At 71.6% G+C, this 20485-nt stretch carries 22 protein-coding genes; 8 read left to right on the top strand and 14 right to left on the bottom strand.

What is annotated here, in order from left to right; translation table 11 throughout:
* Nucleotides 1-16 precede the first annotated feature (16 nt).
* The 9 genes from OG570_RS25470 to truB all read right to left on the bottom strand — a co-directional run bounded on the left by OG570_RS25470 (nucleotide 17) and on the right by truB (nucleotide 8580).
* Nucleotides 17-463, bottom strand: coding sequence for a tetratricopeptide repeat protein (locus OG570_RS25470; RefSeq protein ID WP_247054677.1), 447 nt, complete (start codon nucleotides 461-463; stop codon nucleotides 17-19).
* Entirely contained in the window at nucleotides 460-1200 is a 741-nt protein-coding gene (gene dapB, locus OG570_RS25465) for a 4-hydroxy-tetrahydrodipicolinate reductase (protein ID WP_326959795.1), read from the bottom strand. The genes OG570_RS25470 and dapB overlap by 4 nt, the downstream gene beginning before the upstream one ends.
* The gene (locus OG570_RS25460) at nucleotides 1197-2561 is read right to left on the bottom strand and encodes a M16 family metallopeptidase (RefSeq protein ID WP_326959793.1); all 1365 of its coding nucleotides are present in this window, start codon (nucleotides 2559-2561) and stop codon (nucleotides 1197-1199) included. Before OG570_RS25460 ends, dapB begins: the two co-directional genes overlap by 4 nt.
* 134 nt (nucleotides 2562-2695) lie before the next feature.
* On the bottom strand, nucleotides 2696-4942 hold the full coding sequence (locus OG570_RS25455) for a polyribonucleotide nucleotidyltransferase (protein ID WP_326943058.1): 2247 nt from the start codon (nucleotides 4940-4942) through the stop codon (nucleotides 2696-2698).
* A gap of 227 nt (nucleotides 4943-5169) precedes the next feature.
* Complete coding sequence (rpsO, locus tag OG570_RS25450; protein WP_003084034.1) at nucleotides 5170-5439, bottom strand: 30S ribosomal protein S15; 270 nt, start codon at nucleotides 5437-5439, stop codon at nucleotides 5170-5172.
* A 145-nt stretch (nucleotides 5440-5584) separates the two neighbouring features.
* Nucleotides 5585-6088, bottom strand: a complete 504-nt coding sequence (locus OG570_RS25445; protein ID WP_326959790.1) for a 2'-5' RNA ligase family protein — start codon at nucleotides 6086-6088, stop codon at nucleotides 5585-5587.
* A complete protein-coding gene (locus tag OG570_RS25440; RefSeq protein WP_247054687.1) occupies nucleotides 6088-6561 on the bottom strand; it encodes a helix-turn-helix domain-containing protein in 474 nt (157 codons plus the stop codon). Before OG570_RS25440 ends, OG570_RS25445 begins: the two co-directional genes overlap by 1 nt.
* A 123-nt stretch (nucleotides 6562-6684) precedes the next feature.
* Nucleotides 6685-7647 (bottom strand): bifunctional riboflavin kinase/FAD synthetase, encoded by a 963-nt coding sequence (locus OG570_RS25435; protein WP_326943060.1) that lies wholly within the window; start codon nucleotides 7645-7647, stop codon nucleotides 6685-6687.
* A gap of 27 nt (nucleotides 7648-7674) precedes the next feature.
* The gene (gene truB, locus OG570_RS25430) at nucleotides 7675-8580 is read right to left on the bottom strand and encodes a tRNA pseudouridine(55) synthase TruB (protein ID WP_326959788.1); all 906 of its coding nucleotides are present in this window, start codon (nucleotides 8578-8580) and stop codon (nucleotides 7675-7677) included.
* A 115-nt stretch (nucleotides 8581-8695) separates the two neighbouring features.
* On the opposite strand from truB, the gene OG570_RS25425 reads away from it, so the two are divergent.
* A complete protein-coding gene (locus OG570_RS25425) occupies nucleotides 8696-9202 on the top strand; it encodes a GNAT family N-acetyltransferase (RefSeq protein ID WP_410619834.1) in 507 nt (168 codons plus the stop codon).
* Here the strand turns inward: OG570_RS25425 and OG570_RS25420 are convergent.
* From OG570_RS25420 to OG570_RS25410, 3 genes are all read right to left on the bottom strand, one after another.
* Nucleotides 9173-10498 carry an MFS transporter gene (locus OG570_RS25420; RefSeq protein WP_326943063.1) on the bottom strand — a complete coding sequence of 442 codons (1326 nt, stop codon included), beginning with the start codon at nucleotides 10496-10498 and terminating at the stop codon, nucleotides 9173-9175. The two genes, OG570_RS25425 and OG570_RS25420, sit on opposite strands and share 30 nt — an antisense overlap.
* Before the next feature lie 146 nt (nucleotides 10499-10644).
* Nucleotides 10645-11964 carry an MATE family efflux transporter gene (locus OG570_RS25415; RefSeq protein WP_442788328.1) on the bottom strand — a complete coding sequence of 440 codons (1320 nt, stop codon included), beginning with the start codon at nucleotides 11962-11964 and terminating at the stop codon, nucleotides 10645-10647.
* Nucleotides 11965-12022: 58 nt separating this feature from the next.
* Nucleotides 12023-13012 carry a DHH family phosphoesterase gene (locus OG570_RS25410; protein ID WP_326959784.1) on the bottom strand — a complete coding sequence of 330 codons (990 nt, stop codon included), beginning with the start codon at nucleotides 13010-13012 and terminating at the stop codon, nucleotides 12023-12025.
* Nucleotides 13013-13037: 25 nt separating this feature from the next.
* Here OG570_RS25410 and OG570_RS25405 point away from each other — a divergent pair, with 25 nt between their 5' ends.
* From OG570_RS25405 to OG570_RS25385, 5 genes are all read left to right on the top strand, one after another.
* Nucleotides 13038-14069 carry a TRM11 family SAM-dependent methyltransferase gene (locus tag OG570_RS25405; protein ID WP_326959783.1) on the top strand — a complete coding sequence of 344 codons (1032 nt, stop codon included), beginning with the start codon at nucleotides 13038-13040 and terminating at the stop codon, nucleotides 14067-14069.
* Between the two features lie 478 nt (nucleotides 14070-14547).
* On the top strand, nucleotides 14548-15033 hold the full coding sequence (locus tag OG570_RS25400) for a GNAT family N-acetyltransferase (protein WP_326959781.1): 486 nt from the start codon (nucleotides 14548-14550) through the stop codon (nucleotides 15031-15033).
* Nucleotides 15030-15953 (top strand): amino acid ABC transporter permease, encoded by a 924-nt coding sequence (locus OG570_RS25395; protein ID WP_326943068.1) that lies wholly within the window; start codon nucleotides 15030-15032, stop codon nucleotides 15951-15953. Before OG570_RS25400 ends, OG570_RS25395 begins: the two co-directional genes overlap by 4 nt.
* A complete protein-coding gene (locus tag OG570_RS25390) occupies nucleotides 15950-16717 on the top strand; it encodes an amino acid ABC transporter ATP-binding protein (protein WP_326943069.1) in 768 nt (255 codons plus the stop codon). The genes OG570_RS25395 and OG570_RS25390 overlap by 4 nt, the downstream gene beginning before the upstream one ends.
* Nucleotides 16717-17661, top strand: coding sequence for an ABC transporter substrate-binding protein (locus tag OG570_RS25385; RefSeq protein WP_326959779.1), 945 nt, complete (start codon nucleotides 16717-16719; stop codon nucleotides 17659-17661). Before OG570_RS25390 ends, OG570_RS25385 begins: the two co-directional genes overlap by 1 nt.
* A gap of 55 nt (nucleotides 17662-17716) precedes the next feature.
* Here OG570_RS25385 and OG570_RS25380 read toward each other — a convergent pair whose 3' ends face one another.
* Both OG570_RS25380 and OG570_RS25375 read right to left on the bottom strand, forming a co-directional pair.
* Nucleotides 17717-18877: an SPFH domain-containing protein gene (locus OG570_RS25380; protein WP_326943071.1), complete on the bottom strand. Its 1161-nt coding sequence runs from the start codon at nucleotides 18875-18877 to the stop codon at nucleotides 17717-17719.
* A gap of 20 nt (nucleotides 18878-18897) precedes the next feature.
* Nucleotides 18898-19149: a hypothetical protein gene (locus tag OG570_RS25375; protein ID WP_326943072.1), complete on the bottom strand. Its 252-nt coding sequence runs from the start codon at nucleotides 19147-19149 to the stop codon at nucleotides 18898-18900.
* A gap of 134 nt (nucleotides 19150-19283) precedes the next feature.
* Between OG570_RS25375 and OG570_RS25370 the strand changes: the two genes are divergently transcribed.
* Entirely contained in the window at nucleotides 19284-19844 is a 561-nt protein-coding gene (locus OG570_RS25370; RefSeq protein ID WP_326959777.1) for a TetR/AcrR family transcriptional regulator, read from the top strand.
* Nucleotides 19841-20473, top strand: coding sequence for a class I SAM-dependent methyltransferase (locus OG570_RS25365; RefSeq protein ID WP_326959775.1), 633 nt, complete (start codon nucleotides 19841-19843; stop codon nucleotides 20471-20473). The genes OG570_RS25370 and OG570_RS25365 overlap by 4 nt, the downstream gene beginning before the upstream one ends.
* The last annotated feature ends 12 nt before the right edge of the window (nucleotides 20474-20485 follow it).

The following is a 20485-nucleotide window of genomic DNA, read 5'->3' as shown; positions in this document are numbered from 1 at the left end:
CGCCGACCTGCTGGCCTCAGTGGTCGGCGGCTTCCAGTTCCAGGGCCTTCTTCATCGTCTCGCGGGCCCGGCGGCGGTCGCCCGCGATGTCGTAGGCGTACGCGAGCTTGTACCAGGCGCGCCAGTTCTCCTGGTCCGCCTGGACCTCGGCGCGGCGCTGGTCGAACCAGGCGTCGGCCGCGTCGCGGTCGACGCGGCCCGACGGGCGGCGGGGCAGGTCGGAGACGTCCGGGAGCTCGCCCTCGCTGTCCAGCCGGCGGGACAGCCGCTGGATCTGCAGGCCGTTGCGCCAGGTCACCACGACGATCCAGACACCCAGGATCGGCAGCAGCAGCACGCCGATCCCGAGCGCGATGCCCAGACCGGTGCCGGACGCGAACAGCGCGAACGCCCGGTCCGCGAGCAGGACCAGGTAGACGACCAGCGCCGCCGTCATCAGCAGCGCGACGTTGCGCGCCTTCACAGGTCGAGCACGTTCTCCAGGCCGACCGTCAGGCCGGGGCGCGTGAGCACCGTGCGCACGCCGAGCAGCACGCCCGGCATGAACGACGTCCGGTCCAGGGAGTCGTGGCGGATGGTCAGGGTCTCCCCCTCGCCGCCGAACAGGATCTCCTCGTGCGCGACGAGCCCGGGCAGCCGGACCGAGTGGACGCGGACGTCCTCGACCGTGGCGCCGCGGGCACCGTCCAGTTCGGACGTCGTCGCGTCCGGGCCCGGCGTCACGCCGGCCTCCGCGCGCGCCGCGGCGATCATCCGGGCGGTGTGCGCGGCGGTGCCCGAGGGCGCGTCGGCCTTGCGGTTGTGGTGCAGCTCGATGATCTCGGCCGAGGCGTAGAACTTCGCCGCCTGCGCCGCGAAGCGCATCGCCAGCACCGCGCCCAGCGCGAAGTTCGGCGCGATCAGCACACCCAGCGACGGCTTCGGTTCGAGCAGCGCGCGCAGCGACGCGAGCCGCTCCTCGCTGAAGCCGGTGGTGCCGACAACCGCGTGGATGTCGTGCGCCACCAGGTACTTCAGGTTGTCCATCACGGCGTCGGGGTGGGTGAAGTCGACGACGACCTGGGCCTCGGCCAGCGCCGCGAAGTCATCGCCGTCGTCCAAAGCGGCGACGACCTTCATGTCTTCGGCGCCTTCGACGGCCTTCACCACCGTCGCGCCCATCCGGCCGCGCGCGCCGAGCACACCGACGTTGATGGTCATGAAGCGATCACCTCGTGCAAGTCATCGGGCAGGTCGTCGGCGTGAGCGTACGGCCCGACGACCGCCGCCGCCGTGACCCCGCCCGGCCGTGCGAACAAAGTGCGAGCGAGGGCACACACCTCGTCGGTGGTGACGGCGTCGATGCGCGCGATCGTGTCGTCGACGCCCAGGTAGTGGGCGTAGTTGAGCTCGTTCTTGCCGATCCGCGACATCCGCGACGACGTGTCCTCCAGGCCCAGCACGATCCCGCCGCGCAGCTGGCCCTTGGCGCGGGCCACCTCGGCGTCGGTCAGGCCGTCTACGCCGACCTTGTCGAGGACCTCGCGGATCACGCCCGCGACGTCGCCGAGCTTCTCCGGCTGGCAGCCCGCGTAGACGGACATGTGACCGGTGTCGGAGTAGCTCGCGACCGACGAGTACACCTGGTAGGCCAGGCCACGCTGTTCGCGGATCTCCTGGAACAGCCGCGAGCTCATGCCGCCGCCGAGCGCCGCGTTGAGCACCGACAAGGCGAACCGGCGTTCGTCGTGACGCGACAGCGACCGCAGGCCGAGCATGACGTGCGCCTGCTCGGTGTCGTCGGTGTGCAGGGCCAGCTTCGGCACGGTCTTGATCCGTGCCCGGCCCTCGCGCGGCGCGACCGGCGTGGCCTCGCCCGCCAACCGGTCGCGAAGAGCCTTGCGCACCAGGCGAAGCACCTGGTTGTGCTCGACGTTCCCGGCCACCGCCAGCACCATCCGCGGCAGCGTGTAGCGGCGCTTGTAGAACCCGCGCAACGCGGCCGGCGACATCTCGATGATCGACTTCTCGGTGCCGAGCACCGGGCGGCCGAGCACGTGGTCGCCGAGGATCGCGCTGACGAACGTCTCGTGCAGCAGGTCTTCCGGGTCGTCGTCGCGCATCGAGATCTCTTCGAGGACGACGCTGCGTTCCATGTCCATGTCGCGATCGGTGCAGAGCGCGTCGAACACGACGTCGGTGACCAGGTCCACGGCCAGCGGCAGGTCCGCGTCGAGCACCTGCGCGTAGTAGCAGGTGTGCTCCTTCGCGGTGAAGGCGTTGAACTCGCCGCCGACCGCGTCGATCTCCTCGGCGATCTGCTTGGCGTCGCGGTGCGCGGTTCCCTTGAACAGCAGGTGTTCGAGGTAGTGCGCGGCTCCGGCGACGGCGACCGGCTCGTCGCGCGAGCCGATGCCGACCCACAGCCCGACCGTCGCCGAGCGGGACGCCGGCACGTGCTCGGTGATCACGCGCAGGCCACCGGGCAGAACGCTGCGCTTGACGACCGCACCGTCCGGAGTGGACTCCAGCGTGCGGGTGGTGCCGACGGGCTGCTCGTGCCCGGAAACCTGCCGTGCCATGGGTTCCTTACTCACGATGCCGTGAAGGCCCCCTGCCGCCGACGGTCGTGAGTGGTTAGGGCGGTTCTAACCGCCCTAACCACTCACGACCCGCACCGAGCGGATCAGGAGGCCTTCACGCTGACTGGTTCTGCTTAGGCGTCGGCCTTCTCGGCGTCGGCGTCGGCGGCGGGAGTGGCGGCCGGGGCCTCCTCCTCCTGGACGACGATCAGGCTGATCTTGCCGCGGTTGTCGATGTCGGCGATCTCGACGCGGAGCTTGTCGCCCACGTTGACAACGTCCTCGACCTTGGCGATCCGCTTGCCGTTGCCCAGCTTGGAGATGTGCACCAGGCCGTCCTTGCCCGGCAGCAGCGAGACGAACGCGCCGAACGCGGCCGTCTTCACCACGGTGCCGAGGAAGCGCTCCCCGACCTTGGGCAGCTGCGGGTTGGCGATGGCGTTGATCAGGTCGATCGCCGCCTCCGCCGACGGGCCGTCGGCCGCGCCCACGTAGATCGTGCCGTCGTCCTCGATGGAGATGTCGGCACCGGTCTGCTCGGTGATCGAGTTGATCATCTTGCCCTTCGGGCCGATGACCTCGCCGATCTTGTCCACCGGGATCTTCACGCTGGTGACGCGCGGCGAGTACGGGCTCATCTCGTCCGGGCCGTCGATCGCCTCGGCGATGACCTCCAGGATGGTGAGACGGGCGTCCTTCGCCTGCTTCAGCGCGGCGGCGAGCACCTCGGAGGGGATGCCGTCGAGCTTGGTGTCCAGCTGCAGGGCGGTGATGATGTCCTTGGTGCCGGCGACCTTGAAGTCCATGTCGCCCATGGCGTCCTCGGCCCCGAGGATGTCGGTCAGCGCGACGTAGCGCGTCTCGCCGTCGACCTCGTCGGAGATGAGGCCCATCGCGATGCCCGCGACCGGCGCCTTCAGCGGCACACCGGCGTTGTACAGGCCCATGGTGGACGCGCAGACCGAGCCCATCGAGGTCGAGCCGTTGGAGCCCAGCGCCTCGGAGACCTGGCGGATCGCGTACGGGAACTCGTCGCGCTTCGGCAGCACCGGGACCAGGGCGCGCTCGGCGAGCATGCCGTGGCCGATCTCGCGCCGCTTCGGCGAACCGACGCGGCCGGTCTCGCCGGTGGAGAACGGCGGGAAGTTGTAGTGGTGCATGTAGCGCTTGTGCGTCTCCGGGGACAGCGAGTCGATCTGCTGCTCCAGGCGAAGCATGTTCAGCGTGGTGACGCCCAGGATCTGCGTTTCTCCACGCTCGAAGAGTGCCGAACCGTGGGCCCGCGGGATCACGGCGACCTCGGCCGAGAGCGACCGGATGTCGGTCAGGCCGCGGCCGTCCATGCGGATCTTGTCCGTGAGGACGCGCTTGCGCATGACCTTCTTGGACAGCGCCTTGAACGCGGCGCCGATCTCCTTCTCGCGGCCCTCGAAGGCTTCGCCCTCGTTGATGCCGACCTTCTCCAGCACGGCAGCCTTGACCTGGTCGGTCGCGGCGTCGCGGTCCTGCTTGCCGGCGATCTGCAGCGCGTTCGCCAGGTCGTCGGTCGCGATCGCGGCGACGGCGTCGAAGGCGTCCTGCTCGTAGGCCAGGAAGACCGGGAACTCGCCGGTCGGCTTGGCGGCCACGTCGGCCAGCTTCTGCTGGGCTTCGCACAGCACCTTGATGAACGGCTTGGACGCTTCGAGACCCTGCGCGACCGAGACCTCGTCCGGCGCCTTGCCGCCGTCGGCGATCAGGTCGAGCGTGTTCTCGGTGCCCTCGGCCTCGACCATCATGATCGCGACGTCGTCACCTACGATGCGGCCGGCGACGACCATGTTGAACGTGGCCTTCGCGAGCTGCGACCAGGTCGGGAACGCGACCCACTGGTCCTCGATCAGGGCGACGCGCACGCCGCCGACCGGGCCCGAGAACGGCAGGCCGGCGATCTGGGTCGACGCCGACGCGGCGTTGATGGCCAGCACGTCGTACGGGTCGTCCGGGTTCAGGCTCTGGACGGTGATGACGACCTGGATCTCGTTGCGGAGACCGTCGGTGAACGACGGCCGCAGCGGCCGGTCGATCAGGCGGCAGGTCAGGATCGCGTCGGTCGAGGGGCGGCCCTCACGGCGGAAGAACGCGCCGGGGATGCGGCCGGCCGCGTACATGCGCTCCTCGACGTCCACCGTCAGGGGGAAGAAGTCGAAGTGGTCCTTCGGGTGCTTCGACGCGGTCGTCGCCGAGAGCAGCATGGTCTCTTCGTCGAGGTACGCGACGACGGCGCCGGCGGCCTGCTTGGCCAGGCGGCCCGTCTCGAAGCGGACGGTGCGGGTGCCGAAACGGCCGTTGTCGATCACGGCTTCTGCTTCGTGCACGGTGACTCCGGTGGAGTCGGTCATAGGGTGTTTCTCCTCTTTAGTTCCTTCGTACGACGCGAGTCTCCCACCCTGGGACCCGTTTCGCTCAAGGACGCTCGAGGAGTGATGCCGGTCTTCGATCGAAGTCCCCGGGACTCTTCCCGGGAACCACTACCGAGGACCGGCGGACGGTTCCCCGTGCGCGCTCGCGCCGTTGTTCTCTTAAACCGAAGGGGAGCGACCGGCGGCCACTCCCCTTCGGGTTCAAGCTATCGGCGCAGGCCGAGGCGCTGGATCAGCGCACGGTAACGCTCGATGTCCACCTTCATCACGTAGTTCAGCAGCCGGCGGCGACGGCCGACCAGCAGCAGGAGCCCGCGACGCGAGTGGTGGTCGTGCTTGTGAGCCTTGAGGTGCTCGGTGAGGCCGACGATCCGCTTGGTCAGCAGCGCGACCTGGGCTTCGGGGGATCCCGTGTCCGAGTCGTGCACGCCGTACTCGGCCAGGATCGACTTCTTCTCTTCGGTGGACAGCGCCACTTGTATAACTCCTCGAGATGATCAGTGCCGTGCGGCCCCGGTCGCGGAATGAACGCCGGGAAGTCGGTCACGGCCGCCACGGACTGCAGCCGGACCCGATCATTGACGTTACCATTCTGGCCACGTGTCACTCTGAGCAGGGCCTTCAGGCGCTGTTCAGCTCGAACTCGCGGGCCACCCGGTAGCGGGTTCCGCCCGGTTCGCGCTCGCTGGTCATCAGCGCCACGCGCGTGGCCTGCCAGTTCCGGCTCGTGAAACCGGCCAGCCGAGCTGTCCAACGCTCGGCGAGCCCGGGTTCTTCCCGGGGGAACCGCGCCAGCGTCAGGTGGGCCCGGTACGGCCTCGCCTCGGCGTCGGCGCCCGCGGCGTGCGCGAGCGGCGTCAGCTCCGATCCGGCGACAGTCAACCACAGCACCCCGGGGAACGTCGCGGCCTTTTCCAGCCGGACGTCGACGGCGCGGCGGCCGGCCAGCCGGTCCGCGAGCCACGCTCCCCGGGTGCCGGCGTCGTCCCGGCCGTAGTAGGCGAGCGTGACGTGCCACCTCTCCGGTGGCTCCCAGGCCAGGCCGTCACCTGGGTCGCCCAGGGCCCCGGCGACCGCGTCGACGACGTCGCCGGGCGGGAGCAGGGCGCTGAACAGGGCCGGCATCAGCCGCCGTGACCGGCCCGGCGGAGCAGGTCGGCGATCGCCGGGAAGTCGTCGTCGAGCCGCTTGGCGGCCTCGCCCAGGTCCTCGTCCTCGGCCAGGTCGCGCAGGTAGGCCAGGACGGCCTGGTCCTCGTTGACCACCGGGATGTTGTCGCGCCCGACGGTGGGCCGCGAGTCGCGGACGTCCTCCATCGCGGCCAGCATCGCGTCGCGGTTGCCGGCGGCGACCTCGGGGACCAGGATCTTGCGTTCGAGCATGATCATCCTGGCCAGCACGACCGGGTTGCCGATCTTCGCGCGCCGCCCGCTCATCACCTGGCTGAGCATGGGGGCGCTGATGCCGAGGACCTCGGCCAGGAACGCCTGCGAAACGTCGAAGGCGACGACGAGCCGGCGCACGCGGTCGCCCAGGGGCTCCCCGTACCACTCGCGCTGCAGCGCGATGTTCCGCTGGACGATCTTGTGGTCCTCCACCAGTTCCGCTCCCCTAAACCGCTTCTTCGCCCGCTCAGTCTGCACGCACACTGTCCGTGAGCATCTTGCCATCACGATCACGTCCGTGAACGCGAAATCCCCCTTTTCGCCCCGGTCGAGGCGCTACCCCGCGTCCGGGAGGGCCTTTCTGGTCTCGACGACGTCCTCGTCGATCTGGGCGACCAGCCCGGCCGAGTCCGCGAACCGCACCTGGTCGCGCAGCCGGGTGCCGAAGTCGATCGCGACGTGCTGGCCGTAGAAGTCCTCGTCGACGTCGAGGACGAACGCCTCGACGGTCCGCTCGCGCCCGGAGAACGTCGGGTTGGTGCCCACCGAGACCGCGGCGCGCAGCCGGCGCGACGGGTCCGCCGAGCGGGTGAACCAGGCGCTGTAGACGCCGTCGGCCGGGACGGCGGCGAACCGCGGGGTCGACAGGTTCGCCGTCGGGTAGCCGAGCTCGTGGCCCCGGCCGTCACCGCGCACGACGATGCCTTCGAGCCGGTGCGGGCGGCCGAGCGCCTCGGCGGCGGCCACGACGTCCCCGGCGTCGATGCAGGAGCGGACGTACGTGCTCGAGAACGTGATGGCCGACTGGTCCTCTTCGGACAGTTCCTTGCCCTGCAGTTCCGCGCCGTAGGCGGCGAAGCCGAAGCGGCGGCCGAGGGTGCGCAGCAGCTCGACGGTGCCGGCGGCCTTGGCCCCGAAGGTGAAGTTGTCGCCGACGATCACCGCGGCCGCGTGCAGCCGGTCGACCAGCACCTCGTGCACGAACTCCTCCGGCTGCAGCCGGGACAGCTCCAAGGTGAACGGCAGCACGCAGAAAACGTCGACGCCGAGGCCTTCGACGAGCTCCGCCTTGCGCCGCAACGTGGTCAGCTGCGCCGGGTGGCTCCCCGGGCGCAGCACCTCCGACGGGTGCGGGTCGAACGTCAGCACCACGCTCGGCACGTCGCGCTCCGCGGCCGCGGCCACGGTCCGGTTGATCAGCTCCTGGTGCCCGCGGTGCACGCCGTCGAACACGCCGATGGTGACCACGCACCGTCCCCAGCCGCCGGGAAGGTCCCCCAGCCCACGCCACCGCAGCACGTCACACTCCCGTCTTCTCGGACCACCCTAGGCGGGCAGCAACACGACCACTGCTCGGGACACGCCTTCTTCGTCGGCGGCCAGCGCCAGCACCTTGCCGTCGGGGCCGAAGAGGCCGTAGGTGCCCTCGACCCCGGCCGCCGGGATGCGCTGGCCGTGGCGGACCGCCTTGGCCGTCACGGCGTCGAGGTCGCGCCGCGGGAAGGCGGCGGCGACGGCGGCGTCGAGGTCCAGGCTCAGCTCGGGCGCCTCTTCCAGCTGGTCCAGCGTGCGCGCCTTCGCGAGCGAGAACGGGCCGACCGTGGTGCGCCGCAGCGCCATCAGGTGACCGCCGACGCCGAGGTCGGCGCCCAGGTCGCGGGCCAGCGCGCGGACGTAGGTGCCCGACGAGCACTCGACGACGGCGTCGACCTCGACGTGGTCGTCCTCGTGGCGGATGCCCAGTACGTCGAAGCGGTAGATCGTGACCGGGCGCGGCGGGATGACGACCTCCTCCCCCGCGCGGACCCGGGCGTAGGCGCGCTTGCCGTCGATCTTGACGGCGCTGACCGCGCTGGGCACCTGCTGGATGGGGCCGGTGAGCTTCGCGATCCCGGCGGCGATCGCCGCGTCGGTGACGCCGCCGGTCTCCGCGGTGGTGAGGATCTCGCCCTCGGCGTCGTCGGTCGTGGTGCTGCTGCCCAGCGACAGCGTCGCGAGGTAGGTCTTGCGGTCGAGCGCCAGGTGGCCGAGCAGCTTGGTGGCGCGCTCGATGCCGAGCACCAGCACGCCGGTCGCCATCGGGTCGAGCGTGCCGGCGTGCCCGACCTTGCGGGTGCCCATGATCCGGCGGGCGCGGGCGACGACGTCGTGCGACGTCATCCCGGCGGGCTTGTCGACGATCAGGAGACCGGGCGGCGGGGCGGGACGGCGGGGCGGTTTGGGGCTCGACACGCGGCAAACCCTAGCGGCCGCTGATCGTCGGCCGATCGGGTGCGTTCGGGCGGCGCGATCGGCGTCCCCGGTAGGGCAGCCGGGTGCTTGAGCGGCGGCGCGGCACAGGGCCAGGATGAGGGGCGTGGCGAAGATCGAAGTCCGGCCCGCGAGGGCCGCCGAGTTCGAAGCCGTCGCCGGGCTGCGGTGGCGGTGGGTCGCCGAGCGGGACGGCCTGCCCGGCGCCGCGCGCGCCGGGTTCGTGCGGGAGTTCGCCGCCTGGGCGCGGGACCACACGGCCAGCCACCGGTGCCTGGTCGTGGTGCGCGAGGACCAGGTGATCGGGATGGCGTTCCTGGCGATCACCGCGCGCGTGCCGACGCCGACGGCGTTCACCCGGGCCGCCGGCGACGTGCAGAGCGTGTACGTCTCGCCGGAGGCGCGCGACGGCGGTCTCGGCGGCCTGCTCATCAACGCGATCCTGCGCCTGGCCGCGGATCTCGGGCTCGAGCGCGTCACCGTGCACTCGTCGAAGCGCGCCGTGCCGGCCTACGAGCGGCGCGGGTTCGCCGTGGCCCGGCACCTCATGCAGGCCGAGGTGCCGCCGGGCCGGTCAAGCGGCCACGATCGGCGTCTCCGGTAGGGCGGCGTCCCAACGGCGGCGGGTGATCCGGACCGGGATCTCCTCGCCGCGGGCCGCGGCGAGGAACAGGTGGGTGCGGGTGCGGCGCCACCACACGAGCATCCGGGACGTCCCGACCGCCAGGAGCACCACGATCGCCAGCAGCGACCACCGGAAGTTCCCGCCGGTCCACTGCAGCAGCACGCCGACCGCGAGCGCGGCGATCGTCGTCGCCACGAAGCCGCCGACGTTGACCACGCCGGTCGCCGTGCCGACGCGGCTGAGCGGGTTGTAGTCGCGGGCCAGCGCGAAGCCGATCATCGACGCCGGGCCGCCGAGCGCGAGGAAGGCGAACGCGGGCACCAGCAGCCCCACCGGGACCTGACCGGGCCAGCTCAGCAGCACCGCCCACAGCACCGCGGCGCCGCCGATGTAGCCGCCGACCAGCGGCATCCGCAGCTCCGGGCGGCGGCCGATCAGGCCGCCGAGCAGCGGGCCGCCGGCCATCGAGCCGAAGACGAACACCGTGAGCAGCGCGCTCGCGGCGGCCTTCGACTGCCCCTGGCCCTGCACCAGCCACGGCACGCCCCACAGCAGCGTCAGCGCGTTCGGCGCGAACATCGTGCTGAAGTGCACCCAGAACCCCAGGCGTGTCCCCGGCGTCCGCCACGCCTCGGCGACCTGGTGGCCGAGCTCGCGCGGGCGGACGGCTTCGCGGACCGGCACCTCGACGCCGGCCGGGACGTCGCGCACCCGCAGCGTCACGACCAGGGTGTAGAGCACGGTCAGCGCGCCGACCGCGAGGAAGGTGGGCGTCCAGCCGGCGCTGTCGAGGACGAGGGACAGCGGGACGGTGGCCGCGAGGTTGCCGATGTAGCCGACGGCCGCGGTGAACGACGTCAGCAGCGCGTACTGGCGGCCCGGGAAGTGGGCCGCGACCAGGCGCAGCACGCTGACGAAGGTGAGCGCGTCGCCGAGGCCCAGCACACCGCGGGCGAGCAGGCCGAGGCCGTAGGAGTGCGCGACGCCGAGCAGGATCTGGCCGGCCCCGAGGATCAGCACGGCGACGGTGAGCACGCGGCGCGGGCCGTAGCGGTCGACCAGGACGCCGGTCGGGATCTGCATCGCGGCGTAGACGCCGACTTGCAGCACGGTGAACGTGCCGAGCGCGGCCGCGCCGACGCCGAAGCGCTCGGCCGCCTGCAGCCCGGCGACGCCGAAGGAGGTGCGGTGGAACACCGCGAGCAGGTAGACGGTGACGGCGGCGGACCAGATGAGCCAGGACCGGGCGGTGGCGCGGCCGGTGGCGGGCGGCACGGGGACCTCCAGTGACTAGGGGCTTCGGTACGGGACGCCCGCACTGCCGTCCCCACTACTTGTAGCGCCTGAGCAACGGCGAAACCTAGCCGTTACCCCGGTGGCGTTCACCACAGGTCACGGGCGTCACACCCGCTCGGCGGGTATCACGCCGGGCGGATCGCGCCGGTCACCGCCCAGGTGCCCGAGCGCCAGCGGACCAGCACCGCCACCAGGCGCAGGACCATGAAGAGCGAGAGCCCGGTCCAGATGCCGGTGAGGCCCCAGCCGAAGCCGAGGGACGCCCAGATCAGCGGGAGGAAGCCCAGGGCCGCGCTGCCGAGCGTCGCGTTGCGGAGGAACGCCGCGTCGCCCGCGCCCAGCAGCACGCCGTCCAGGGCGAACACCACGCCCGCAATCGGTTGCAGCGCCACGAAGAACCACCACGCGTGCGGGACCTCGGCCAGCACGCCCGGGTCGGCCGTGAACGCGCGCGGCAGCACCCACGACAGGGCCGCGAACAGCACGCCCAGGACGCACCCCATCAGCAGCCCGTAGCGCGTGATCTGCGCGGCGACGCCGCGCGCCTGCCGGGCCGAGCCCGCGCCGAGGGCGGCCCCGACCAGGGACTGCGCCGCGATCGCGACCGAGTCCAGGATCAGCGAGAGGAACACCCACAGCTGCAGCACCACCTGGTGCGCGCCGACCGCCTCGGTCGACGTCCGGGCCGCGACGGCCGCCGCCGAGACGAAGCACAGCTGGAACCCGAGGCTGCGCAGCACCAGGTCGCGGCCGAGGCTCAGCTGGGCGCGCATCACCCGGAAGTCGGGCCGCAGCCCGGCCTTCTCCTTCACCAGCGCGGCGAAGAACAGCGACGCGGAGATCACCTGCGCGACGACGTTCGCGATCGCCGAGCCCTCCAGGCCGAGCCCGGCCCCGTAGACGAGCACCGGGCACAGCACGGCCGAGATCCCGTTGCCCGCCAGCACGTACCGCAGCGGCCGGACGGCGTCCTGCACCCCGCGCATCCAGCCGTTGCCGGCCATGGTGACCAGGATCAGCGGCGCCCCGAACAACGCGATCCGCAGCCACGACACGGCCGCGCTCGTGATCTCGTCGCTGCCCGAGAGCACCCGCGCGATCGGCCAGGCCAGCAGCTGCCCGGCGACCAGCACGACGAGCCCGACGAACAGCGCCAGCCACGTCGCCTGGACGCCTTCGCGAACGGCGTCGGCCCGGCGGCCGGCCCCGTGCAGGCGGGCGGTGCGCGAGGTCGTGCCGTACGACAGGAACGTCAGCTGGCTCGACACCTGGGACAGCACGACGCCGCCGAGCGCGAGCCCGGCCAGCGACAGCGCGTCGAGGTGGCCGACGACCGCCGTGTCGACCAGCACGTACAGCGGCTCGGCGGCCAGCACGCCCAGCGCCGGCACGGCCAGCCCCAGGACCCGCTTCGCCGGGACCCGCTCGTTCTCCGCCACGTTCACCACGAACCGGACTCTAACCGCCGGCACCGACAGTTTCCGGCCGGCGGGAACCGGGCGGCTAGAGCAGCGGCGCCCGCTCCAGCGCGGCGCGCAGGCCGGCCAGGACGTCTTCGGCGGGACCCGCGATCGTGCACCCCGCGGCCTGCCGGTGCCCGCCGCCACCGAACTCCGCGGCCACCGCGGAGACGTCGATCCCGATGGAGCGCAACGAGATCTGCCACTGCCGCGGGTCGGCCGGGTCCTGCTTGAGCACCGCCGCGACGGCGGCCTCGCGCACCGAGCGGACGACGTCGATGACCGACTCGACCTCCTCGGCCCGCACCGTGCTCGCGGCGTCGACGCCGACGATCGTGTGCACGAAACCCTTGCCCTGCGCGGCTTCCGGCTCGAGCTCGGCGGCCGCCAGCACCGAGGACAGCATCGGCAGCCAGGCGAACGGCCGCTCGTCGACGATCCGCCGCACCACGGCCTCCGGGTCGACGCCCGCCGCCAGCAGCCGCGCCGCCATCCGGTGCGTCTCCGGGCTCGCCCGGCGGAACCCGCTGGTGTCGGTGACGATCCCGGCGTAGAGCCCGCGCGCGATCGGCTCGTCCGGCTCGACGCCCAGCGCGTCCAGGACCCGGAACACCAGGGTCGCGCTGGCCTCGGCGCTCTCGTCGACGACGTGGTGGGTGCCGTAGAACGTGTTGGTCGCGTGGTGGTCGATCACCAGCACCTGCCCGGCCGCCCCGACGCGCCCGGCGAGCCGGCCCAGCCGCTGCGGCACCGGCGTGTCGACGCAGACCAGCAGCGCCTCGGTCGGGGGCAGGTCGTCCGGGTGGGTGAGCAGGCCGTCCTCGTCGAGCCAGCGGAGCGTCTCGGGGGCCTCGTCGGGCTCGCCGAAGGAGACGCGCACCCGGGCGCCGCGCTGGAGCAGGGCCCGGCCGAGGGCGAGCGCGCTGCCCAGCGCGTCCGCGTCGGGGCGGACGTGCCCGAGCACCGTCACGTCGGTGGCCGTCGCGAGCAGTGCGGCCGCGGCCTCGATGTCCTGCGCCAAAGTGGAGGTCACGGTGCGTCACGCTACGCTCTGCGGGATGTCCGAGTACGTGATCCTGGTCCACCCGTCCGCCAACCGGGTCTACGCCGCCTCCTCCCCCGCGCTGCTGCGCGCCGAGCTGGCGGTGTTCGGCACGGCCCTGGCGGCCGGGCTGTCCGGCATCGAGGACGTCGAGCTCGGCGGCGTCGGCTACGTCCGCTTCACCAGCTCCGCGCCGCTCGGCGAGCGCGACCTCGCGCTGCTGTCGAACCTGTCGTCGCTGTACGCGCTGTTCGAGCTGGACGGCGACGTGCTGCGCCCGGTGAAGGTGACGCCGCTCGCGAAGGCCGACTCCGACCTGCTGACCATCCAGAAGTACGCGGGCAAGACCAACGAGTCGTTCACGAAGCTGCTGCTGAACATCACGCTGCTGGCCACCGCGGACCCCGCCTCGGACAGGCCGCGCTACCTCCTCGACCCGCTGTGCGGCCGCGGCACCACGCTCAACCACGCGATCATGTACGGCCTGCACGCCACCGGCCTGGACGTCGACGCCAAGGACTTCGAGGCGTACGAGGCGTTCATCAAGACGTGGCTACGGAACAAGCGCGTGAAGCACACCGCCGAGTCGGGCGTGCTGCGCCGCAACAAGGCCCGGCTCGGGCGCCGTCTCGACATCGAGTACGCGTTCACCAAAGAGGACTACAAGGCGGGCGACACCCGCAAGCTCGCGTACTTCAACGCGGACACGCTGACGACGGACGAGGTCCTGCGCGCGAACTCCGCCGACGTGATCGTCACGGACGCCCCGTACGGCGTCCAGCACGGCAGCCACCGCGACGCGGGCCTGCAGCGCAGCCCGCGCGACCTGCTGGCCGCGGCGATCCCGGTGTGGACGCGGGTCCTCAAGCCCGGCGGCGCGCTCGGCATCTCGTGGAACACCACCGTCCTGCCGCGCGAAGAGCTGGTCGCGATCCTGGAGAAGGCCGGCCTCGACGTCCGCGAAGGCGGGCCGTACGAAGAGTTCGCCCACCGGGTGGACCAAGCCATCCTGCGCGACCTCGTCGTAGCCGCCAAGCCCGCTTCCTGACTCCGGGACGTCGTCGACTCACCGCGGCGGGACGCGGCGGCGGTCCCGGGGGACGCGCACGAAGAGCCGGCCCAGATCCCGCGGGGAGACCGGCCTCCGCCTCCGCGAAGGCGGCCCGTGCGAGCAGCTCGCCCACCGAGTGGACCAAGCGATCCCGCGACCTCGTCGTCGCGGCGAATCCACGATCTGAGTCCAGGACGCAGACCCACTACGGCGCGGCGATCCCGCGCGGCCTCGACGTCCGCGAAGGCGGGCCCTACGAAGAGTTCGCCCACCGGGTGGACCAAGCCATCCTGCGCGACCTCGTCGTAGCCGCCAAGCCCGCTTCCTGAAAGCCGCCGTCCAGGATCTGGAACCGGGCGGCGGCTCGTTGACCCGGCTCGGCCCGGGTTCCTAAAGTCGACGACGTCAACGGAAAGCGCCCCCGCGTTTGGGCAGGCGCTTTTCCTCCTCGTTCTTTCCCCGAACAGGTGTCGTCATGCCCGAATCCGTCTGGGTCGCCCAGTCAGATCCGCGGGTCCGGCCGTTGCTCGCCGACCTGGCCCGTGAATATTCGACGCGTTACCACCGCGTGCTCGCCGACGTCCATTTCGAACTGCGGGAATACCCGGCGGAGCATTTCGCGCCGCCGAATGGCGGATTGCTGGTGCTGCTCCACGACCAGCGCGCCGTCGCGGGCGGGGCGTTCCAGCGCTACGACGACGACACCGCCGAGCTCAAGCGGATCTGGACGGACCGCGCGCACCGCGGCCACGGGCTCGGCCGCCGCGTCGTCGCCGAGCTGGAGGCCGAGATCGCGCTCCGCGGGTACCGCCGGATCCACCTGACCACCGGCCCGAGCCAGCCCGAGGCCCGGGCGCTCTACCTGGCCACCGGGTACACGCCGCACTTCGACGTCGACGCCGTGCCGGTCACCCGGCTGCGGTTCTCGAAAGCGCTTCCCGCGCCCGTGGGATCGCGGTGACCAGCGACGTCGGCACCCGGCCCGCACCTTTGACGGCGCCGGAGGAGTCGCTGAAGATCGTGCCCGCGCGGCACCCGCTGACCTGGGTGGCCGCCGCGATCGTCGCGGTGCTGGTCGCGATGGCGGGCCACGCGCTGGTGACCAACACGGCGTTCGACTGGCCGACCTTCTCGAAGTACCTGTTCCAGAAATCGGTGCTCGACGCCGTGCTGCTCACCCTGGAACTGACGGCGTTCGGCGTGGTCGCCGGATTCCTGCTCGGCACCGTGCTCGCGCTCATGCGCATTTCCCGGAATCCGCTGCTGCGCGCGGTCGCCTGGACCTACACGTGGATCTTCCGGTCCGTCCCGCTCATTCTCCAGCTGCTGTTCTGGTACAACCTCGCGATCCTCTACAACGAGATCTCCTTCGGCGTCCCGTTCGGGCCGTCGTTCGTCTCGGTCGGCACGATGAGCCTCATCCCGCCGTTCCTCGCCGCCGGTCTCGGGCTCGCGCTGCACCAGGGCGCGTACGCCTCGGAGATCGTCCGCGCCGGGTTCCTCTCGGTGGACGCCGGCCAGCGTGAGGCCGCCGCGGCGCTCGGCATCCCGGCCGGACGGCAGTTCCGCCGGATCGTGCTGCCGCAGGCGATGCGCACGATCGTGCCGACCGCCGCCAACGAGATCGTCGGCCTGCTGAAGGCCACCTCGCAGGTCTACGTGATGGCGTTGCCGGAGCTGTTCTACCAGGTCCAGGTCATCTACACCCGCAGCGGCCGGGTCATCCCGCTGCTGCTGGTGGCCACCTTCTGGTACCTGGCGCTGACGTCGGTGCTCTCGGTCGCCCAGTTCTACGTCGAGCGCTACTACGCCCGCGGGGCGCTCCGCACGTTGCCGCCGACCCCGCTGCAGCGCCTGCGCGCGGTCTGGGGGCGGGCATGAGCGCGGAGTTCATGGTGGACGTCCGGGGCGTGCACAAGAGTTTCGGCCCGCTGACCGTGCTCGACGGCGTCGATCTCCAGGTGCGCCAAGGCGAAGTGACCGTCCTGTTGGGACCGTCGGGATCCGGCAAGTCGACGCTGCTGCGGCTGATCAACCACCTGGAGCGGGCCGACCGCGGGTTCATCAGCGTCGGCGGCGAGCTCATGGGCTACCGCCGGGCCGGCGACCGGCTCCACGAGCTCAAGGAACGCGAGATCCTCAAGCAGCGCACCCGGATCGGGTTCGTCTTCCAGAACTTCAACCTGTTCGGCCACCTGACCGTGCTGGAGAACGTCGTCGAGGCGCCGATCTCGGCGCAACGCCGGCCGCGCGGCGAGGCCGAGGTCCGCGCCCGGGAGCTGCTGGACCGGGTCGGCCTCGCCGACAAGGCGGGCCAGTACCCGCGCCGGCTCTCCGGCGGCCAGCAGCAGCGCGTCGCGATCGCGCGGGCGCTGGCCCTCGAACCGGACGTCCTGCTGTTCGACGAGCCGACGTCGGCGCTGGACCCCGAGCTCGTCGGCGAGGTCCTCGCGGTCATCCGGGACCTCGCGAAAGCGGGGACGACGATGGTCGTCGTCACCCACGAACTGGGCTTCGCCCGCGAAGTCGCCGACACCGTCGTGTTCCTCGACGCCGGCCGCGTCGTCGAACAGGGCTCGCCCGAAGCCGTCCTCGACCACCCCCAGCACGCCCGCACCCGGGCCTTCGTGGAGAAAGTCCTTTGATGAAAACGATGAAACTGCGCGTCCTCCTGCTCGCGTCGGCCTTCGCGCTCACCGCGTGCGGCAGTCCCGAAGCGGCCACGGAACCGGCGGCCCAGCCCGGCGGCGTCAACATCACCGCGAACCAGAACCGCGTCCACGCCGACAAGGTGGACGCGATCGCCGCGCTCGTCCCGGCGGCGATCCGGGCCCGCGGCACGCTGGTCGTCGGCACCACCGGCAACGGCACGCCGCCGCTGTCGTTCCGCGCGGACGACGACAAGACGGTCATCGGCGTCGAGCCGGACGTCGCGTCGCTCGTCGCCGACGTCCTCGGGCTGAAGCTCGACCTGCAGGCGACGTCGTGGGAGAACCTGTTCCTCTCCGTCGACAACGGCCAGTACGACAGCGGGTTCTCGAACATCACCGTGACCGAGGAGCGCAAGGACAAGTACGACTTCGCGACCTACCGCAAGGACACCATCGCCTTCGAGGTGCGGGGCGACAAGAACACCACGGTGCGGGAGGCGAAGGACATCGCCGGGCTCACCATCGGGGTCGGTGCCGGAACGAACCAGGAGCAGATCCTGCTGCGCTGGGACCAGCAGAACAAGTCCGCCGGGCTGGCCCCGGTGAAGTTCCAGTACTACCAGGCGACCTCGGACTACTACCTGGCGCTGCAGTCGGGCCGGATCGACGCCTACGTCGGGCCCAACCCGACCTCGGCCTACCACGTCGCCGTCGAGGGCAAGACGAAGATCGTCGGCTCGGTGTCCGGCGGCGGCACGATCGAGGCCGACATCGCGGCGATGACCAAGAAGGGCAACGGCCTCGTGAACGCCCTGCAGCAGGCACTGGACACGGTGATCAAGAACGGCCGGTACGCCGAGGTCCTCAAGCGCTGGAACCTGACGTCGGAAGGGCTGCCGGCGTCGGAGATCAACCCGCAGGGGCTGCCCCGCAAGTGACCCGGGTGCCGCGGGCCCGTCGCCGCTCGGGCCCGCGGCACCGGTCAGGAATGGTTCAGGACTGGGTCACTTCGCCCGGCTTCGCGGTGATGGCTTTTCCGTTGCTCTCCGGGGAAGCCGCGGGCGCGGGGGCCGGCGAGGCGCTCAGCCCGCGCTTCACCGAGTCCAGGATGGACAGTCCCTGGCCGACCAGGCCCGCGGCCATCTCGCCCAGGCCGTCGGCGCCGTTGAGGATGTTGACGTTCGCGCCGGCCAGGCCGCGCCCGGCCTCCTTGACGATCAGCGGCAGCTGGTCGATGAGCATCCGGTCGAGCGCGACGCGGTTGTTCGACGCCGCCGCTTCCGCCTGCACGCGCATCTTCTCGGCGTCGGCCACGGCCAGGATGCGGATCCGCTCGGCCTCCGCGTCGGCCGGCTTGATGACCTCGGCCACCAGCTGCTGCTGACGCAGCTCGGCCTCGCGCTCGGCCAGCACGGTCCGCGCGTCGATGACCTCCTGCTGCGCCTTCGCCTGGGCGAGCGGCCCGGCCTGGGCCGCTTCGGCCTGAGCTGCCTCGACCTCGGCGCGGTACTGCGCCTGCACGATCGACGTCTGCCGGACGTACGCCGCCTGGGTCCGCTGCGACTCCTGCTCGGCCTCCGCCGCCCTCTTGTTCGCCACGGCCTGGGCGATCTGGGCGTCCCGCTGGATGGCGGCGTTGTGCGGCGCGGCCATCGCGGCGATGTAGCCGAGCTTCATGTCGTCGATCGACTGGATCTGCAGCGCGTCGACGGAAAGGCCGATCTTCGCCATTTCCACCGCCGAGCCGTCCAGCACCTCGGTGGCCAGTTTCTGCCGCTCGGTGATGATCTCCTCGACCGTCATCGACCCGATGATCGAGCGCAGGTGGCCGGAGAAGATGCGGCCGGTCAGCACGGACATCTGGTCCTGGTCGGAGAGGAACCGCTGGCCGGCGTTGACGATGCTTTCGGTGTCGTTGCCGACCTTGAACGCGATCACCGCCCGCACGGTCAGGGCGATGGCCTGTTTCGTCACGCACACTTCGGTCACTTCGGCTTCACACATCGAAAGCGTCAGGAACCGGACTTTCCGGAACACCGGCATGACAAAAGCGCCGTGGCCGGTGACGACCCGGAACGGCGACGCGCCCTTGCTGCTCTTGCCGCCCGAAATGAGCATCGCCTCGTTGGGGGCCGGCACGCGATAACCGAACATCGACTGTCCTTAGACGAACACTAGGAAGTGGTTTCCGGCGCGGGTTCCGCGGAGCTTTCCGGGACGTCCCACGCCACGACGTCGACCGTGCGCCGGCCGCGGGTTTCGACGACCAGCACGGTCGTCCCCTTCGGCAGCGCCGTGTCGGACCAGGCCAGGAAGGTTTCCAGCCCGCCCCGGATCCGGATCAGCACCTCCCCGGGACCGTGCGGCCCGCGGGTGCCGACGAGGAGGACCCCGGTGCGGCCCGACGGGGTCAGATCGGAGTGCATGTACCGACCTCCCTCGTCTGCCCGCCTCGGCGCGGACCGAGCCCGCTCACCCCATTGTGCTCCCGGTGGCCCCCGGGCGTGGGCTGTGCGAGGTTCCGATCGGGAAGCGGCGCCGGCGGCTACACTCACCAACCGTGACGGTGGAGCAGCGCCCCTTGCGCGCGGACGCCCGGCGCAACCGCGAGGCGCTGGTGGCGGCCGCGCGGGCGGTGTTCGGCGCCAAGGGCGTCGACGCCCCACTCGACGAGATCGCCCGCCGCGCCGAGGTCGCGATCGGCACGCTCTACAACCGCTTCCCGACCCGCGCCGACCTCGTCGAAGCCGCGTTCCTGCCGACGCTGGAGGAAGCACAGGCGATCAGCGACGAAGCCCTCGCGTGCGCGGACCCGTGGGACGGCTTCGTGCTCTACCTCGAGCGCTCGGTGCGGATGCAGGTGACCGACCGCGGCTTCACCGAGGTGTGCTCGCGGACGTTCGACCCGACCTCGGGTCTCGAAAAAGCCAAGCGCGCCAACGGTTCCCGGATGGACCGGATCGTCAAGCGGGCGCAGGACGCCGGCGCGCTGCGGCCGGACTTCCGCACCGTGGACCTCGCCGTGGTGTTCGCGGCGGCGACGGCGACCCCGGACTGGCGGCGCGGGCTCGCCCTGGTCCTCGACGGCCTGCGGGCCCCGGCCGCCCACCCGCTGCCGTGACCGGCTGGCTCGCGGACACCCGCACGTCGTACGACACGGTGGCGTCGAGCTACGCCGGCATCGTGCGCGACGCCGTCACGACCCAGCCGTACCTGCGGGCGGCGCTCGCGCTGTTCGCCGAGCGGGCCGACGGCCCGGTCGTGGACGTCGGCTGCGGCCCGGGGCACTTCACCGCCCACCTGGCTTCCCTCGGCGTCGACGCGTCCGGCGTCGACCTCTCGCCGTCGATGATCGAGCTGGCCCGCGAGGCCTACGCGGGCGTCGGGTTCGAGGTGGGCTCGATGACGGACCTGCCCCGCCCGGACGCCTCCGTCGCGGGGGTGCTGGCGTTCTGGTCGCTGATCCACGTCCCGGACGACGCGGTTCCCGGCGTGCTGGGCCACTTCCACCGGGTGCTGCGCCCGGGTGGCCGGCTGGTGATCGGCTACCACGTCGGCGACTCGGCCACGCTGAAGACCCAGGGCTACGGCGGCCACCCGATGAAGGTCCACGTTCACCGCCGGCGCCCGGAACGAGTGGGCGCGCTCGTTCGCGACGCGGGGTTCGAGATCGAGGCGGAGTGGCTGCTGGACCCCGATGATGACGTTCCGCAAGCGATCCTGTTCGCTCGGCGGCCGCCTTTGCGGTGACGTGATCGAGCG

Origin of the sequence: Amycolatopsis sp. NBC_01286 (assembly GCF_035982555.1) — a bacterium.
Taxonomy (GTDB): Bacteria; Actinomycetota; Actinomycetes; order Mycobacteriales; family Pseudonocardiaceae; genus Amycolatopsis.
The sequence above is the reverse complement of the archived record's forward strand: the minus strand, read 5'-3'. Positions and strand labels throughout refer to the sequence as shown.

What these genes read in the sequence shown, in the direction of transcription:
- OG570_RS25405 (WP_326959783.1), top strand. Translation starts at nt 13,038, where the DNA reads ATGTCCGAGTACGTGATCCTGGTCCACCCGTCCGCCAACCGGGTCTAC.
- OG570_RS25455 (WP_326943058.1), bottom strand. Translation starts at nt 4,942, where the DNA reads ATGACCGACTCCACCGGAGTCACCGTGCACGAAGCAGAAGCCGTGATC.
- OG570_RS25375 (WP_326943072.1), bottom strand. Translation starts at nt 19,149, where the DNA reads ATGCACTCCGATCTGACCCCGTCGGGCCGCACCGGGGTCCTCCTCGTC.
- OG570_RS25390 (WP_326943069.1), top strand. Translation starts at nt 15,950, where the DNA reads ATGAGCGCGGAGTTCATGGTGGACGTCCGGGGCGTGCACAAGAGTTTC.
- OG570_RS25380 (WP_326943071.1), bottom strand. Translation starts at nt 18,877, where the DNA reads ATGTTCGGTTATCGCGTGCCGGCCCCCAACGAGGCGATGCTCATTTCG.
- OG570_RS25460 (WP_326959793.1), bottom strand. Translation starts at nt 2,561, where the DNA reads ATGGCACGGCAGGTTTCCGGGCACGAGCAGCCCGTCGGCACCACCCGC.
- OG570_RS25445 (WP_326959790.1), bottom strand. Translation starts at nt 6,088, where the DNA reads ATGCCGGCCCTGTTCAGCGCCCTGCTCCCGCCCGGCGACGTCGTCGAC.
- OG570_RS25385 (WP_326959779.1), top strand. Translation starts at nt 16,717, where the DNA reads ATGAAAACGATGAAACTGCGCGTCCTCCTGCTCGCGTCGGCCTTCGCG.
- OG570_RS25400 (WP_326959781.1), top strand. Translation starts at nt 14,548, where the DNA reads ATGCCCGAATCCGTCTGGGTCGCCCAGTCAGATCCGCGGGTCCGGCCG.
- OG570_RS25425 (WP_410619834.1), top strand. Translation starts at nt 8,696, where the DNA reads ATGAGGGGCGTGGCGAAGATCGAAGTCCGGCCCGCGAGGGCCGCCGAG.
- dapB (WP_326959795.1), bottom strand. Translation starts at nt 1,200, where the DNA reads ATGACCATCAACGTCGGTGTGCTCGGCGCGCGCGGCCGGATGGGCGCG.